Consider the following 16490-nt stretch of genomic DNA (forward strand, 5'->3'; position numbering starts at 1 on the left):
TGGCGGAGGGTGATCATGACGGCGACGATGCGCGCAATGGTTTTGGAGCGGCCCGGCGCTCCTCTCCTTTTAAAGGATCTTGCACGCCCAAGGCCAGGACCCGGCGAGGTGCTGATTGAGATTTCCGCCTGCGGGGTGTGCCGAACCGATCTGCATGTGGTCGATGGGGAGCTCCAAAACCCCAAACTGCCGCTCATTCCCGGTCACGAAATCGTTGGCCGTGTGGCGGCGTGCGGGGGGAATGTCAGCGGGTTCAAAGAGGGCGATCGCGTCGGTGTTCCCTGGCTCGGCCACACCTGCGGAACTTGCGTCTATTGTCGTTCGGGACAGGAGAACCTCTGCGACCGTCCGGGCTTCACCGGCTACACGATCGATGGCGGTTATGCCGAGTTCTGCGTGGCCGATGCGCATTTCGTCTTTCCTCTCGGCGAGTGGGGAGCGGATGCGGAGATGGCGCCGCTTCTGTGCGCCGGGCTCATCGGTCATCGCTGCCTCAGGATGGCGGGAGAGGCCGAACGTCTCGGCCTTTATGGCTTTGGCGCGGCCGCGCATATCGTGGCGCAGGTGGCCCGCCACCAGGGACGCTCGGTCTATGCCTTCACCCGACGGGGGGATCTCAAAGCGCAGGCTTTTGCGGGCGAGCTCGGTGCCGTGTGGGCCGGTGATTCCTCCGATCAGCCCCCGGACGAACTCGATGCGGCCATCATCTTCGCCCCGGTAGGCGCGCTTGTTCCTGCAGCCTTGAAGGCGGTGAAGAAAGGTGGGGTCGTCGTCTGCGGCGGCATCCATATGAGCGACATTCCGAGCTTTCCCTACGAACTCTTGTGGGGCGAGCGTGTCGTCCGCTCGGTCGCCAATCTCACACGCGCCGACGGCGATGAATTCCTGGCGCTGGCGCCCGAGGTGCCGGTGCGAACGACGACGGCTTCCTATCCGTTGGACAGAGCCAATGACGCTCTTGCGGACTTACGATCGGGGGCACTCACCGGGGCTGCCGTCCTGATCCCTTGAGCGGGGCGTCATCGATCGGCGGAGAAGCCGAGAGTTTTCAGGGCTCGGGCAACGGAATCGTCCACGCTTCCCGTCACGGTGAGGCGCGGCCAGGCGATCTCGCCGATCTCGTAGCCCGTCTGGCGGCGGACGATTTCGGCCGTGGCGTCGGAAGCGTCGTTGTTGCGATAGCGGACGCGGTCGATTAGGGTCTCGATGGGTGCCTCGAGCCACAGGCCCGCGAAATCGGCGCCATTGTCCCGGGCGACGATCTCCACCTGTCGCCGCTCCGCCGGTGTCGCGTGGACGGCATCGACGATGACGCTCGCGCCGGCCTTCAAGGCACGCTCCGCCTTGTGCCAGAGCGTGTCGAAGACGCGGGCGGTGAAATTCGACGCATACGCGCTGTCCGGCAGACGCTCCGTCTCGCCGACGCCGGCGAGGCGCTTGCGCTCGATATCGCTTCGAAGATGCACCGCTCCCGGCGCGCGGCCGAATTGCGGCGCGATGCGCGCGGCAAGCGTCGTTTTGCCGGAGCCTGAAAGCCCGCCGATCGCCACGAGGCGTGGCCGTACCGGCTTAAGGAACGCTTCTGCGGCAGTAAAATACCGGCGTGCCTCGGCTGCCTTCGCCGCTTTTTCCTCCCCGTCGAGGTGAGGAAGCGCGGCGGCGATGACCTTGGAGCGGATGGTGGCGCGGATGGAGAGAAACAAGGGCAGGGCCGCGAGCCCGTCGATCTCGGACGCATCGCTGCCCCACAGATAGCGGTTCATGACGGTGTTCGCTTCGCGGTGGAGGCCGCGCTCCCACAAATCCATGAGGAGGAAGGCGAGGTCGTAGAGGACGTCGCCTGTTGCGATCGCTTCGTCGAATTCGACCGCGTCGAAGATCGTCGGCTTGTCCGCAATCAGGACGATGTTGCGCAGATGCAGATCGCCGTGACAGCGGCGCACGAAGCCGGCCTCTCCGCGTGCCTGGAGGAGCGGCGTGAGCGCGGCGAGAGCCATTTTCGAGGCCTCGGTCAGAGCGGCGGCGCGGTCCTGCGGATACAGCTCGGGATTTTCGGCATAGGCCTCGCTGTTCTGCTCGAGATAGGAGGCGAGGGAGGCGATCGCCGGACCGGTGTCGCGCCTGGGAGCGCGCTCATGGGCGGCGAGGATTTCTCTGACGAGAGACTTCAACAGCTCCTGGGGGAGTCCCTCCTTTTCGGCGATGAGATCGAGGGTCTTCGTCTCGTCGAAGCGGCGCATATGGACCGCCCATTCGATGGGCTCACCGTCGCCTCCGAGCGTCAGCGCGTCGCCATCACGGGTGATCGCCACGATGCCGAGATAGATGTCCGGTGCGGCTTCCTTGTTGACGGCGATTTCCCGCTCGCAGGCGGTCTTGCGCAATGCGAGCGTGGAGTAATCCATGAAGGGGAATTTGACGGCGCGCTTCAGCTTGTAGACGTCGTCGCCGGCAAGGAAAACGACCGCGCCATGCGTGTCGATGCGCTTGATTTCGTTTTTAAGGCCGTGGGTCACGGGATCGGCAAGGAAGGCGAAGACGGCGCTTTGATCTTCCACGACATGTGCCGGCAAGTCGCTGTTCTTGTTCATTCCGTTCCCGCTCTTTGCGTTCCAGCCGGCGCAGCCCGTCAGGCGCCGATCATCCCGGCCCCTCATATCGCGGGGCTTTCGCAGGGTCATCCTTTTCGCGTCTCAATTTCGTAAGGAAGCTATGGCCGCGCCTTGGACGTGCTGCGGGTGTTGTCCGCTCCGACCATGCGCTATGTCCTTCACGACGATCGCGACGGGGCTCCAAGCCGAAGAGGTTTTTCAGGAGCCCGCGTCGACTGGAGACACGAGGGGAGAGGTGATGACGAGCGCAAGCTACCGGCCCGCGCCGAACCGCTACGAAGACATGACATATAACCGCTGCGGCAAGAGCGGGCTTCTGCTGCCGGCCCTGTCGCTCGGCCTTTGGCACAATTTTGGTGAAGACGCGCGCGAGGACGTGGCGCGGGCGATCTGCCGGACGGCCTTCGATCAGGGCATCACCCATTTCGACCTCGCCAACAATTACGGCCCGCCGCCGGGTGCTGCGGAAGTGTTCTTTGGGTGGATGCTGAAAAGCGATTTCGCCGCGCACCGCCACGAGCTCGTCATCTCCACAAAGGCGGGCTACCGCATGTGGCCCGGGCCCTATGGCGAATGGGGAAGCCGCAAATACCTTCTGTCGAGCCTCGATCAGAGCCTGAAGCGCCTCGGACTCGACTATGTCGATATCTTCTACTCGCACCGTTTCGATCCGGAAACGCCACTCGAGGAAACGATGGGAGCGCTCGCCTCGGCCGTCCAGCAGGGCAAGGCGCTTTATGTCGGGCTGTCTTCTTACAATTCGGAGCGGACGCGCGAGGCGGTCGCCATCCTGCGCGAGATGCGCGTGCCCTGCCTCATCCATCAGCCGAGCTACTCGCTCATCAACCGCTGGATCGAGGAGGACGGTCTTCTCGACACGCTGCAGGGCGAGGGCATGGGTACGATCGTCTTCTCGCCGCTCGCCCAGGGCATGCTGACCAACAAATATCTCGGCGGCGTGCCGAAGGAGAGCCGTGCCGCACAAGACAAGACCCTCTCTTCCGACTTCTTGAGCGACGACAATCTGAGCCGTATCCGCGGCCTCAACGAGATCGCCCAGCGTCGCGGCCAGAGCCTGGCGCAGATGGCGATCTCCTGGGTTTTGCGCGACCCGCGGGTGACGACGGCGCTGATCGGCGCGAGCCGGCCCGAACAGGTGAGCGAGCTCGTCGACGCGCTCGAAAAACGCAAATTCTCACAGCAGGAGCTCGCCGACATCGACCGCTATGCCGTCGAAGGTGGGGTCAATCTTTGGGCGCGCTCGGCGGAGCGGTGAGAGACCGCGCTTACGAGCCGGCGACCGCCCGGCCCGAGGCGTTTTCCAGCCACGCCGGATAATCGGAGACGAGGAGGTGCAACGGCTCCTCGTCCTCCTCGATCGTTGAAAAGCGGCTGACGGGATCGCGAAAAATATTGTCCGTCAGGTCGTCGTTGACGGTCGAGACTTCGCCGATGAGCGTGTCTTTGCCTTCCGCCCAGAAGGCGTGCCACATGCCAGGCCGCAAGGTGACGCTTTCTCCCGGTTGTAGCAGCAATGTGCCGCCCGCCGGCAGGCGTCGCCAGATCCCGTCGGTGGCGACCAGCACTTCGGCTTCCTGGTCGATGTCGCCGTCCGGATCGGAGGCAAACAGCTCGAGTGCCAGCGTGCCGCCGCCGCGGTTGATGATGTCTTCCGCCTTGATCACGTGGCGATGCATCGGAGAGATCTGATCGCGCCGCGAGATCATGATCTTTTCTGCATAGAGCATGCCGCGGCCGCGGGCGAGATCGGCCGTATCGCCGTTTCTGACGGTGAAGAGGAAAAGCCCGAGCTTGTCGAAATCGCCGCCGCCATAATCGGTGATGTCCCAGCCGAGGCGGCCGGAGACGATGCCTTCGATCTCGCTCAAGCGCGCCTGCATTTCCTTCGGGCGCCAATAGGCAAAGGGCGGAAGCAGAAAGCCGAAAGAGCGGATGAATTCGTCCGACTGCCTGATGATGGCGTTGATGTCTGAGCGTCGCATGGGTGCCTCTGAGGAGTGCTTAGGCTTTGATCAAAGTGTGTGCTTTCCGGCACAGGGCCGGCCGGTGCGCTGGCGGAAGCCCGGAGTGGCGAGCGAGGTGAGGGTGTCCACCGGCGCTCCGCGCATGCGTGCGAGCAGGAAGCTCGCAAGCTCCTTGCCGGCGAGGACCAGGTCTTCGCAAAAGGAATCGATCGGCGGCCAGACGTTGTCGAGGAGATCCGAGGTTTCCTTGGCGACCACATCGACATCGCGCCCGACGACGCGGCCGGCGTCGTTGAGGCCCGCCATCAGCGCAACCGAGCGGGTTTCGCTGGCGCAGATGAAGCCATCGAAGGGGTTCTCCGCCTCGCCAAGCCGCATTGCCGCCTTGCGGAACGCCTGCGACCTTGAATCGAGATCGAGCCCCGGCATCAGGTCATGCTGGACCCGGGCGCGGTCTGCCGCTTCCCGGAAGCCTTTCAGCATGAACTCCGCATAGGTGAATTCCGGGCGCGGCGTGACGAGCGCAAGCCGCTTGCGGCCGCGCGCGACGAGGTGCTCCACGGCGAGCCGTGCAAAAGTCTCGTTGTCGAAATCATGGAAGGGATGCGGATGGCCGAGCCGAGTCCTGCCGTGCGTGACGAAAGGCATGCCGCGCTCCAAAAGGAGCTTCACGCGCGGATCCTGCGGCCGCGTATGGGTGAAGATCACGCCATCTGCGGCTGCCGTCTCCGCGATATAGGTGATCGGCTCCATCGGGTCGCTGCCCATCACCTGTGGAAAGACGACGAGATGGTAGGGCGTGTCGCGCAAAATCTCCGAAATGCCGAAGATCATGCGGCGGGCGAATTCGGCGATCGCGTCGCTTTGATCGAGGACGAGAGCGATGACGAGGGTCTTGCCGGTGCGCAGACGGATCCCCGCCCGGTCGGGTCTGTAGCCGATCTCCTCAGCCAGAGCGCGCACTCTGGCCTTGGTCTCAACCGAAAGTTCCGGAGCATCCTTCAAGGCGCGCGAAACCGTCGTGACACCAAGCCCTGTCAGCTCCGCCAAAGTGCGCAAAGTGGGGCGCGCAAAGCTGTCTTGTTTCTTGTTATCGCTGATCTTTCGGAACTCGGGCCGCTTCGGCGGCATGTTTTCGCCTCCTGATGGGGGTGGCATCCTATGCCGCGCATTCCCGCTTCTGCAAACGGCTTGTAGCGTTTGACTTGCGGCGATCTGTAACGTTACAGATTGGACTACCGCCGCGGTCGGTTCGAGCAATCGGCCGGAAGCCACACGACGGTGGATTATTCGGGAGGTTTTCCAACTCATGTACAAGAAATTCGTATCGACGTTCGCTGGCCTTGCCACTGGCGCGGCGTTGTTTGTCGGAAGTGCTGCGGCTCAAGAGACCGTGGAAGTGCTGCATTGGTGGACCGCCGGCGGTGAAGCTGCAGCGCTCAACGTTCTGAAGAAACAGCTCGAAGAAGAAGGCGTCACCTGGGAAGACATGCCTGTGGCCGGCGGCTCGGGTGTCCAGGCGATGACCGTGCTGCGCTCGCGCGTCACTTCGGGCAATGCGCCGACCGCCGTGCAGATGCTTGGCTACGACATCACCGAATGGGCCGACCAGGGCGTGGTCGCGGACCTTTCCGATCTTGCGTCGAAGGAAAACTGGGACAACGTCGTTCCGACCGCTCTGCAGAAATTCTCCAAGAACAGCGAAGGCCAGTGGATCGCCGCCCCGGTCGACGTGCATTCGACGAACTGGATGTGGGCCAACAAGAAGATCTTCGACGAAGTCGGCGTCGAAGGCGACATCAAGGACTGGGATCAGCTGATCGAGGTTCTCGATAAGATCAAGGAAGCCGGCTACACGCCGGTGGCTTATGGCGGTCAGCCCTGGCAGGACGCGACCGTGTTCGAGGCCGTCGTGCTCGCCACCGGCGGTCCGGACTTCTACAAGAAAGCGCTCAACGATTTCGACGAAGAGACGCTCGGCTCCGATACGATGAAGCAGGTCTTCGATCGGATGACGAAGCTTCACGACTATGTCGATCCGAACTTCTCCGGTCGCGACTGGAACCTCGCCACCGCCATGGTCATCAACGGCAAGGCCGCGGTGCAGTTCATGGGCGACTGGGCGAAGGGCGAGTTCCTGCGCGCCGACATGAAGCCGGGTGAGGATTTCCTCTGCCAGCGCTTCCCGGGAACGGAAGGCTCGGTTCTCTTCAATTCCGACCAGTTCGTGATGTTCAAGGTGGGCGAAGACAAGCGCGACGCGCAGCTGAAGCTCGCTTCCGCCGTCATGTCGCCGGAATTCCAGATCGCCTTCAATAAGGTGAAGGGTTCCGTGCCGGCGCGCACCGACGTGGCGCCGGACGAGTTCGATGCCTGCGCTCAGAAAGGCATGAAGCAGCTCGCCGAGGCCAATGAGAACAACCACCTCTATGGTTCGCTCGCGCATGGCTATGGCGCGCCGTCTGCGGTGAAGAACGCCGTCTTCGACGTCGTCACGGCACATTTCAACGGCGAGTACACGTCCGAGGAGGCCGTTCAGGCTCTCGTCGACGCCGTTGCGTCGGCCCGCTGACGCTTCTGATGATCTCGCCCCGGCCGACTCAGGCCGGGGCTTCCCATCATCTTCAGCGTTGAGGGCGCCCCAGTGACCGCGACTTCTACCACCGCTACGGAGCCGCTTGTGCGTCCGCGCCGATCGAGCGCGTTCCGGCGCGGCCTGCAGGACTGGCTGCCGCGCATCGTTCTCGCGCCGAGCTTTGCCGTCATCGTGCTCTTCGTCTACGGCTTCATCATCTTCACCGTCTATCTGTCGATGACGAGCTCGACGCTTCTGCCGCGCTTCGACTTCATCGGCCTCGGCAATTACGTCAAACTATTCGACCTGCCGAACTGGTGGATCGCGCTCAAGAATCTCGCGATCTTCGGGTCTCTCTACATCGTCATCTGTTGCGTACTCGGCCTGCTGCTCGCCATTCTTCTCGACCAGAAGATCCGCGGCGAGGGCGTTTTGCGGCCGATCTATCTCTATCCGATGGCGCTCTCCTTCATCGTCACCGGCACAGCGTGGAAATGGTTCCTCGATCCCGGCATCGGGCTCGACCACACCATGCATGCGCTCGGCTGGACGAGTTTCCATTTCGGCTGGATCAAAGACCGCGAAATGGCGATCTACACCGTCGTGATTGCGGCCGTCTGGCAATCGTCGGGCTTCGTCATGGCGATGTTCCTGGCGGGCCTTCGGGGGATCGACACGGAAATCATGCGTGCCGCCCAGATCGACGGGGCGGGGCCCTGGCAGCTCTATCGGAGGATCATCATTCCGATGCTGCGGCCGGCCTTTCTGTCGGCCTTCGTCGTCCTCGCCCATATGGCGATCAAATCCTACGACCTCGTCATCGCGCTCACCAATGGCGGGCCAGGGCGTGCGACGGAGCTGCCTGCGACGTTCATGTATTCCTACACCTTCACGCGCAGCCAGATGGCCGTCGGTGCGGCCTCCGCGGTGGTGATGCTGATGATGGTCGCGTCCATCATCGTGCCTTATCTCTACAGCGAGCTGTCGACGGAGCGAGAGCAATGAGCACGGCAACCGAAGGCCCGCAGCTGGGGTCGGGCTCTGTCTTCGGACGGGCGATCCTCTACGCGGTGCTGATCGTCTTTGCGGTCTATTATCTCCTGCCGCTCGTCATCATGCTTTTGAATTCGGTCAAGCCGCTCGATGAGATCCGCTCAGGCAATCTCATCGCGCCGCCGCAGCACTGGACGCTTCAACCCTGGCTTTCGGCATGGAGCGAGGCGCAGGTGGGCGTGCAGGCGACCGGGCTCAAACCCTATTTCGTCAATTCGTTCCTGATGGTGATCCCGGCCGTTACCATCTCGATGGTTCTCGGTGCGATCAACGGCTACGTCTTGACCAAGTACCGGTTCAAGGGCGATTCCATCGTCTTCGGGCTGATACTTTTCTCCTGCTTCATCCCGTTCCAGATCGTGCTCATTCCGATGGCGAAGGTGCTCGGCACGCTCGGCATCGCCGGCACGGTTCCCGGTCTCGTCCTCGTGCATGTGGTCTACGGGCTCGGCTTCACGACGCTCTTCTTCCGGAATTATTACGCGGCGTTCCCAACGGAGCTCATCCGCTCCGCTCAGGTCGACGGGGCGGGCTTCTTCCGTATCTTCTGGCGCATTCTCTTGCCGAGTTCCGGGCCGATCATCGTCGTTACGATCATCTGGCAATTCACCAATATCTGGAACGACTTCCTCTTCGGAGCCTCGTTCTCTGACTTCGATTCGCAACCGATGACGGTGGCGCTCAACAACCTCGTCAGCTCGTCCACCGGCGTGAAGGAATACAACGTTCACTTCGCCGGCGCCGTGCTGGCCGCTCTGCCGACGCTCGTCGTCTACATCGTGTCGGGGCGTTATTTCGTGCGCGGGCTGATGGCCGGCGCTGTGAAGGGCTGAACATGGCGTTTCTTGAAATCGACGGTCTCTACAAATCCTTCGGCCAGACCGACGTTCTGAAGGGCATCGATCTTGCCGTGGAGGAGGGGGACTTCCTCGTGCTCGTCGGTCCCTCCGGCTGCGGAAAGTCGACGCTCCTCAATACGATTGCGGGGCTCGAAAGCGTGACGAAGGGCGAGATCCGCATCGCCGGCGAGCGTGTCAACGAGCTCAAACCGTCGGAGCGGGACATCGCCATGGTGTTCCAGTCCTATGCGCTCTACCCGAACATGTCGGTGGCAAAAAACCTTGCCTTCGGCCTGGAAATGCGGGGCGTCCCCAAAGACGAGCGCGACCGGGCGATCCAGGAAGTGGCGGAGATGCTGCAGATCGAGAAGCTTCTCAATCGCCGTCCGGGTCAGCTTTCCGGCGGTCAGCGCCAGCGCGTCGCCATGGGACGGGCGCTGGTGCGCAAACCGCAGGTCTTCCTGTTCGACGAGCCGCTGTCGAACCTCGACGCCAAGCTGCGCGTCGACATGCGTATGGAGATCAAACGGCTTCATGCGACGCTCGGGACCACCATCGTCTACGTGACGCACGATCAGATCGAGGCGATGACACTCGCGAGCACGATTGCAATCCTGAAGGATGGCGTGTTGCAGCAATTCGGCTCGCCGGAAGAAGTCTACAACAATCCGTCCAATCTCTTCGTGGCGGATTTTATGGGCTCGCCGGCGATGAACCTCGTTCCCGCCGAAGTGCAGAAGCAGGACGGGGCGATCGGTGTCTCGTTGAAGCAGCGCTCAAACGGCGCGCTCTTCCTGCCGGTGCGGGAAGGCTTGGCCGATCAGCTCGGAGATTGGGTGGGCCGCACCATCACTTTCGGCATCCGTCCGGAAGCGGTGACGGATCCGGACGCTGCCGACCAGAAGGCGGGCCACCTCGTGGAGGCGACCTGCCGGGCGGAGATAGTGGAGCCGACGGGCGCCGACACCTATGTCGTCACGCATCTCGGCGGCAAGGAGTTCACAGCGCGGCTTCGGGCCAACAGCCCGATCGAAGAAGACGGGCAGGTGAAGCTCGCCTTCAACATGATGCGTTCCGTGTTTTTCGATCCGCAGGACGGTACCCGCATCGCCTGACAAGGGGCCGCTTGAGGCGCTCCGCGCCGAAACTCGGATTCATCGGACCTCCGCATGCGTATTGTCTGATCGAACATTTGCGTCGATCATTGCGGCATGACCCTCGATCAATTGCGCGTCTTCGTGGCCGTCGCCGAGCGGCGGCACGTCACCCGGGCGGCAGCCGCGCTCGGCCTCACACAGTCGGCCGCTTCCGCGGCGATCGCCGCGCTGGAAAAACGCTACGGTGCCCGCCTGTTCGACCGGGTGGGGCGGGGCATCGAACTGACGGAGACGGGCGAGCGCTTCCTGCCGGAGGCACGCGCTGTCCTCAAGCGGGTGGCCTCGGCGCAGAATGTCCTCGAGGACATCGCGGATCCCGCCCGCGGCAGCGTCGCCATCGCGGCCAGCCAGACGATCGCCAATTACTGGCTGCCGCGCCGCCTCGCGGCCTTTCACGAAGCTTTTCCGGGCGTGGACCTCGATGTCGTTATCGGCAATACCCGCCAGGTGGAGGATGCCGTTGCCGAAGGGCGGGCGGATCTCGGTCTCGTTGAAGGACCCATTCGACATACGGAGCTCCTCCGCCGCCTCGTCGACCGCGACAGGCTGGTGCTCGTGGTTGCCGCGGGGCGCGCCCTGCCCGTGGCGAGCGAGGCGGGCGGGGTCGATCTCACATCGCTGTCCTGGGTCATCCGGGAGGCCGGGTCGGGAACGCGTGCCGTGCTTGAAGAACTCGCCTCGCGGGACGGAATCAAAGTCGACGATCTGGTGATCTCGCTCGTTCTGCCGAGCAACGAGGCCGTGCGCGAGGCCGTCGAGGCGGGTGCCGGCGCAACCATCATTTCCGAGCATGTGGTCGCGGCAGCGATCGAGTCCGGCCGGCTTCAATCCGTCCCCGTCGATCTGCCGCGCCGGGATTTTTCCCTGCTGCGCCATCCTGACCGTTATGCCAGCAGCGCGGCGCGGGCTCTGATTGGTCGATTGACCGATCAGAACGGGGATGTTCTTTTGTCGCACGTTTGAGCAATTTTGGGTGAAAACGTGCGTCTGCCGCGGCGCTGGAGCGACAATCTAACCTTAAGGTCAGTCTCGCCCAAGCCAGATTGCATCAATTTCACCATATGATACTTGAAATTTGATCAGAAGAATGGCTCATTCCTCCTCGCCTTTGCTGGTGGCTTGGCTTTGTGGCTGCCTTTGCAGAGGCGAATGTGCGTGCAGTCGGTCGTGCGAGACTGCATGGACGGCGCGATGATTGGCCTATGAGGTGCCGATTTCCTGCGGCACGTGTCGGGATTAAGAAGATGAGCGGTGTCACGGTGGATCAATCAAATGGCGACGAAAGTGCAGGAAATGCGCGCGCTTCGTCCGGATCTTCCATCCAGGTGCTGCATCGTTCGCTCGGCATCCTGGAAGTTCTGGCCGCGGCCGAGGAGCCGCTTTCCCTAACGGAAGTCAGTCGCAGCGTCGGTCTGCATAAAAGTACTGTTTTGCGCATTTTGCGCAGTTTGGCGGATGGCGGCTATGCGCTTTGGCGGCCGAAGACGCGCACCTGGAGCATCGGTCCGAGCCTCGCGCGTCTGCAGCCCGGTGCGCAATCGCGCGGCGAGCTCACGAGCCTCGCGCGTCCCATCATGCGGGATTTGTGCGCCACCATCGGCCAGACGGTCCAAATCGCGACGCTTGTCGACGGCCAGATCTGCTATCTGGAAAAGGCGGAGCCGCAGGGCCGCCTTCCGTCTCATACTGTGAGCCATCGTCCCGCCCATTGCACCGCGCTCGGCAAGGTGCTCCTCGCGGGACTGTCACCGTCTGCTCTCGATGCGCTTCTGGCGCGAGTGGAAATCCGCTCCTACACGGACAATACCATCACGGACGAGGCGAGATTGCGCCGGGAGATCGCTGCCGTTGCCGTGCAGGGATATGCCGTCGACGACCGCGAATTTCGCCCGGCGACGGTGTGCACGGCCGCGCCGATCCGCGATGCGAGCGGCAATGTGCTTGGCGGGCTCGGCGTTTCGGTCGCCGGCATGGATGCGCGCGGCGCCGCGTTCGCCGCCATCATCCAGCGCAACATGGCGGCTGCCCGGCAGATTTCGAGCCAGCTCGGCTGGAATTTGACGAGTGAGGCCGCCTGAGGGGCATTCGTCGAAACCAGTTTCGATCGCACGCGCGCTCATCCTCCTTCTGTCATTGCCTTGCCATGGAGGCGTCATATCGCTTCTCCTCGGTTGAGTGAGGGGGTTCTCCATGGGTATGCGGGCATTTCAGGCGCCGGGCCGTTTCTGGCGCGGCAATCTTCACACACATTCCGACCGCTCGGACGGGGGGCTGTCGCCTGAGGCGGTCTGCGCCCATTACCGCGACGCCGGCTACGATTTTCTCTGCCTGTCGGATCATTTTCTCAGCCGCTTCGATTTTCCGGTCACGGATACGCGGCTGTTTCGCAGCACGGGCTTCACGACGCTTCTCGGTGCCGAACTTCATGCCGATGCGACCAGCCATGGCGAGCTGTGGCATATTCTGGCCGCCGGGCTGCCTGAAGATTTCGAGGCGACCGGCAAGGCCGAGGACGGGCTCGCGCTCGCGAAGCGGGCGCGTGAGGCGGGCGCCTTCGTCGGGATCGCCCATCCGCAATGGTCCGGTCTCACGATCGAAGACGGCCGTGCGATGGCGGCGCATGCCCATTCCGTCGAGATCTACAATTACACCTGCGATCTCGAAACCGCGCGTGCCGACGGGACCTATCTTCTCGATGAGCTCCTGAACGAAGGCTATGCGCTCTCCGCCTTTGCGTCCGACGATACGCATTTCAAATATGAGGAAGGGCTCGCAGCCTGGGTGATGGTGAAGGCTGCGGAGAACACGCCCGAAGCGCTTTTGGAGGCGCTCAAGGCCGGCCTTTTCTATTCCAGCCAGGGTCCAGTGATCGAAGGGTTTTCCATCGCCGATGGCGAGGTGCTGGTGGAATGCTCGCCGGCGGTCAATGTCGCCCTTGTCGGTCGTGGCGCGAAATCGGAGAACCAATGGGGGCGGGACCTGACGCGCGTACGCCTGTCGAGCGAGCGTTTCGAAGGTGATTGGTTCCGCCTCATCGTTGCCGATGCGGCCGGGCGTCTTGCGTGGTCAAACCCGGTCCGGCTCGACTGAGCTCTCTGAGGCTCGGGCTCAATCTCCGGTGTAGCCGTTCGGGTTCTGACTCTGCCACCGCCAGTGATCGCGGCACATGGCGTCGAGATCCAGATCGGCCTGCCAGCCGAGAAGTTCGGCTGCGAGCTTCGGGTCGGCGTAGCATGTGGCGATGTCGCCGGCGCGGCGCTCCACGATCTCGTAAGGGATCGACCGGTTGGTGGCTCGCCGCCAGGCCTTCACGGTGTCGAGGACGCTGTAGCCCCGGCCGGTGCCGAGATTGATCGGCCGGTGCGTGCCGGGCGCCACCCCGCCGGAAAGAAGCGCTTCCGTCGCCTTCACATGAGCCCGGGCGAGATCGACGACATGGATGTAATCGCGCACACCGGTGCCGTCGTGGGTCGGATAATCGCCGCCGAAGACGCGCAGATGGTCCCGCCGCCCGACCGCGACCTGGGCGATATAGGGAAAGAGATTGTTCGGAATGCCCATCGGATCTTCGCCGATGAGTGCGCTCTCATGGGCGCCGACGGGATTGAAATAACGCAGGCTGATCGCCTGCCAGGCCATGTCGGCGGCGACCGTATCGGTGATGATCTCCTCGATCATCATCTTGGTTCGACCATAGGGGTTGGTGACCCCGCCCACCGGAAAGCTCTCGTCGATCGGCACGGTCTGCGGTTCCCCATAGACGGTGGCCGAGGACGAAAAGACGAGCCGTGTCGCCGTGTGGCGGGCCATCGCCTCAAACAGCGAGACGGCACCGCCGACATTCACATCGTAGTAGGCGAGCGGCTTCTCCACGGATTCGCCCACAGCCTTGAGGCCGGCGAGATGGATGACGACGTCGATCGTGTTTTCGATGAAAACTCGGTCGAGAAAAGCTGCGTCGCGAATGTCACCGACGAGGAGGGGGATCTCCGCCCCGGCGATCTGGCCGACCCGGCGCGCAGCCTCGGGATGCGAATTGGCGAGATTGTCGACGATGACGGGCCGATAGCCCGCCCGTGCCAGCTCGACCACGACATGGCTGCCGATGTAGCCGTTGCCGCCGGCAACCAGAACGGTGGCCTGCATGCGCCCTCCTTCAGAAGCCTTTTCTTCCGGCGCTTTTCCTAACAGCAAACGCTTAGAATTTCATTTCGTGCCGTCTTAAAGCTCGCCATGCACCATTTGAACCATCTGCGCGACGCACCACTTGTCACCGCCTCGACGACAGCATTCGGCCGATGAACCAGCCGAGTGCTCCCGCGGCGGCGATGCCCGCTCCCTTGCCGATCGCCTCGCGGTGCTCCGTTGCCCAGAGGGCCGGTGCCGTGTTCTGGGCCTTGACGTCGAAGCGGCCATGCGCGGCATAGGAGCCGGCGACGGGCTCGAAGAGATTGTCCGGCCGCTCGATCTCTGCCTCGGCGGCCATCTGCCCTTCATAGGCCTTTTCAGCCATCATCTTGTCGAGAAGGCCGGGCGCCACCTTCTGGCCCAGGATCGCCTGATAGGCGGAGCGGCCGACCCAGAGTTCGCGACGCGGATGATGGGCGGCGAAATAGATGCCGTCTGCGGCCACTTCGGGCTGGAAAATCGGCGGTAGCGGCTGCGCCCGACGCGGCATCTTGTTGCGCGCCCAGTCGAATTGCGGCGTGTTCAAGCCGGGCAGATGCACGACCGTGAGCTTGATCGCGGAATTGTCGTGGATGAGCTCGCAGCGCAGCGAATCCGTGAAGCCGACGATTGCGTGCTTGGCGGCGCAATAAGGCGCCTGCAACGGAATCGAGCGATAGGCGAGGGCAGAGCCCGTCTGGACGATCGTGCCGTAATTGCGTGGCTGCATGCGCTTTAAGGCGGCGAGCGTTCCGTGCACGCAGCCGAGATAGGTGACTTCGGTCACCCGGCGGAATTCTTCGGGTGTCGTCCTTGCGACCGGTGCCAGAACCGTCACCATCGCCACGTTGATCCAGATGTCGATCGGACCGAAGCGCTGCTCGACCTCTTCCGCGGCGATGTCGACCTTCTCCGCATCCGCAACGTCGATTGGAAAGATGATCGCCTCGCCGCCGAGGGCGCGGACCTCTTCCGCCGTCTCTTCCAGACGTCGGCGGTCGCGCGCGATGAGCCCGAGCCGCGCGCCATCTCGTGCGAAACGCCGCGTCACGGCGCGGCCGACACCGGCCGAGGCGCCCGTGATGACGACAGTCTTCTCGGTTCTGGCCAACTTTCTTTCCTCGTTGTCGTGATTGGTCCCGCACCTTCAACACGTCGCGAGAAAAAAGGTTCGACGCGGGAACTGGCCTCCGTTCCGGGTGATCTTCGTGACGGGGCGTGTCCGCATCGAAGAAATCCACTTCTCGGCGTCCCCCAGAGGTGACGGCGGGACGGATCACCGCGCAATGCGGGGCCGGACCGGGCGTCGTGGTCAAATAAAAGGGGGCTGCGCTTGATGCAGTCTGGGGGACCTTCCACGACTTTCTTCAGCGCCTGCGGTTGCATTGTGTCCGCAGCCCGGGTCAGTCTGAGCTGATCCATGGCCCAGATTTTCCGCCGTCGCAGCAACGCCATCGTCAAGGTCGCGCTTGTCGCTGTCGTTTTCGTGCCTGTCGCCGCTCTTGTCTTTGCTGGGGTGATGGCACGCTCGCGTTATACCAACGACATCGGTCTCACTCCCGACCAGCCAGTGCCGTTCAGCCACCAGCATCATGTCGGCGGTCTCGGTCTCGATTGCCGCTACTGCCATACGGGTGTGGAAGAGGCGGCCTTCGCCGGCGTGCCGCCGACACATACCTGCATGACCTGCCATTCGCAGCTCTGGACCAATGCCGAGATGCTCCGCCCCATCCGCGAGAGCCTCGCCAAGGATGAGCCGATTGCCTGGAACCGCGTCACCAACCTGCCGGACTACGTCTATTTCAACCATTCCGTTCATGTCGAAAACGGCGTCGGCTGCACCACGTGCCACGGCTCTGTCGACAAGATGCCGCTCATGCAGAAGGCCGAGCCGATGACCATGCAATGGTGTCTCGACTGCCACCGCGATCCGGCGAAGAACCTGCGCGCCCCCGAAGATGTCTTCGCCACCAATTGGAACTCCGCCGACGGTAAGATCCATGGCCATGAACGGCTGAAGCGCTACGGCATCGATCCTGCAAAACTGACAGATTGCTCCACATGTCATCGCTGAAACCGCCTCAAGAGCCTGGATGTTGCGG

General features: G+C 63.0%; 15 protein-coding genes. 10 read left to right on the forward strand and 5 right to left on the reverse strand.

What is annotated here, in order from left to right; translation table 11 throughout:
- Positions 1–27: 27 nt before the first annotated feature.
- A complete protein-coding gene (locus ACK8CP_RS00385; RefSeq protein WP_414834308.1) occupies positions 28–1011 on the forward strand; it encodes a zinc-dependent alcohol dehydrogenase family protein in 984 nt (327 codons plus the stop codon).
- Positions 1012–1019: 8 nt separating this feature from the next.
- Here ACK8CP_RS00385 and ACK8CP_RS00390 read toward each other — a convergent pair whose 3' ends face one another.
- A complete protein-coding gene (locus ACK8CP_RS00390; protein ID WP_414832960.1) occupies positions 1020–2591 on the reverse strand; it encodes an AAA family ATPase in 1572 nt (523 codons plus the stop codon).
- A 259-nt stretch (positions 2592–2850) separates the two neighbouring features.
- Here ACK8CP_RS00390 and mgrA point away from each other — a divergent pair, with 259 nt between their 5' ends.
- Positions 2851–3888, forward strand: a complete 1038-nt coding sequence (mgrA, locus tag ACK8CP_RS00395) for an L-glyceraldehyde 3-phosphate reductase (protein ID WP_414832961.1) — start codon at positions 2851–2853, stop codon at positions 3886–3888.
- A 10-nt stretch (positions 3889–3898) separates the two neighbouring features.
- Here the strand turns inward: mgrA and ACK8CP_RS00400 are convergent, their stop codons facing one another.
- The gene (locus ACK8CP_RS00400; protein ID WP_414832962.1) at positions 3899–4615 is read right to left on the reverse strand and encodes a D-lyxose/D-mannose family sugar isomerase; all 717 of its coding nucleotides are present in this window, start codon (positions 4613–4615) and stop codon (positions 3899–3901) included.
- A gap of 30 nt (positions 4616–4645) precedes the next feature.
- The gene (locus ACK8CP_RS00405; protein ID WP_170130501.1) at positions 4646–5728 is read right to left on the reverse strand and encodes a LacI family transcriptional regulator; all 1083 of its coding nucleotides are present in this window, start codon (positions 5726–5728) and stop codon (positions 4646–4648) included.
- Between the two features lie 178 nt (positions 5729–5906).
- On the opposite strand from ACK8CP_RS00405, the gene ACK8CP_RS00410 reads away from it, so the two are divergent.
- The 7 genes from ACK8CP_RS00410 (at position 5907) to ACK8CP_RS00440 (ending at position 13311) form a co-directional block, all read left to right on the forward strand.
- The gene (locus tag ACK8CP_RS00410) at positions 5907–7169 is read left to right on the forward strand and encodes an ABC transporter substrate-binding protein (protein ID WP_234628856.1); all 1263 of its coding nucleotides are present in this window, start codon (positions 5907–5909) and stop codon (positions 7167–7169) included.
- 108 nt (positions 7170–7277) lie between these two features.
- The gene (locus ACK8CP_RS00415) at positions 7278–8177 is read left to right on the forward strand and encodes a carbohydrate ABC transporter permease (RefSeq protein ID WP_307155679.1); all 900 of its coding nucleotides are present in this window, start codon (positions 7278–7280) and stop codon (positions 8175–8177) included.
- A complete protein-coding gene (locus ACK8CP_RS00420) occupies positions 8174–9058 on the forward strand; it encodes a carbohydrate ABC transporter permease (RefSeq protein ID WP_092810207.1) in 885 nt (294 codons plus the stop codon). Before ACK8CP_RS00415 ends, ACK8CP_RS00420 begins: the two co-directional genes overlap by 4 nt.
- 2 nt (positions 9059–9060) lie before the next feature.
- Positions 9061–10179 carry an ABC transporter ATP-binding protein gene (locus ACK8CP_RS00425; RefSeq protein ID WP_414832963.1) on the forward strand — a complete coding sequence of 373 codons (1119 nt, stop codon included), beginning with the start codon at positions 9061–9063 and terminating at the stop codon, positions 10177–10179.
- Positions 10180–10275: 96 nt separating this feature from the next.
- Entirely contained in the window at positions 10276–11184 is a 909-nt protein-coding gene (locus tag ACK8CP_RS00430) for a LysR substrate-binding domain-containing protein (protein WP_414832964.1), read from the forward strand.
- 281 nt (positions 11185–11465) lie between these two features.
- The gene (locus ACK8CP_RS00435; RefSeq protein ID WP_414832965.1) at positions 11466–12299 is read left to right on the forward strand and encodes an IclR family transcriptional regulator; all 834 of its coding nucleotides are present in this window, start codon (positions 11466–11468) and stop codon (positions 12297–12299) included.
- Positions 12300–12411: 112 nt separating this feature from the next.
- Complete coding sequence (locus ACK8CP_RS00440) at positions 12412–13311, forward strand: CehA/McbA family metallohydrolase (RefSeq protein ID WP_414832966.1); 900 nt, start codon at positions 12412–12414, stop codon at positions 13309–13311.
- A gap of 18 nt (positions 13312–13329) precedes the next feature.
- Here the strand turns inward: ACK8CP_RS00440 and galE are convergent, their stop codons facing one another.
- Positions 13330–14367, reverse strand: a complete 1038-nt coding sequence (gene galE, locus ACK8CP_RS00445; protein WP_414832967.1) for a UDP-glucose 4-epimerase GalE — start codon at positions 14365–14367, stop codon at positions 13330–13332.
- Positions 14368–14491: 124 nt separating this feature from the next.
- Entirely contained in the window at positions 14492–15499 is a 1008-nt protein-coding gene (locus tag ACK8CP_RS00450; RefSeq protein WP_414832968.1) for an SDR family oxidoreductase, read from the reverse strand.
- 309 nt (positions 15500–15808) lie between these two features.
- Here ACK8CP_RS00450 and ACK8CP_RS00455 point away from each other — a divergent pair, with 309 nt between their 5' ends.
- Positions 15809–16462 carry a cytochrome c3 family protein gene (locus ACK8CP_RS00455; RefSeq protein WP_414832969.1) on the forward strand — a complete coding sequence of 218 codons (654 nt, stop codon included), beginning with the start codon at positions 15809–15811 and terminating at the stop codon, positions 16460–16462.
- Positions 16463–16490 lie beyond the last annotated feature (28 nt).

The sequence above is a fragment of the Afifella sp. YEN Y35 genome, from assembly GCF_047553465.1.
Lineage (GTDB): Bacteria > Pseudomonadota > Alphaproteobacteria > Rhizobiales > Afifellaceae > Afifella > Afifella aestuarii.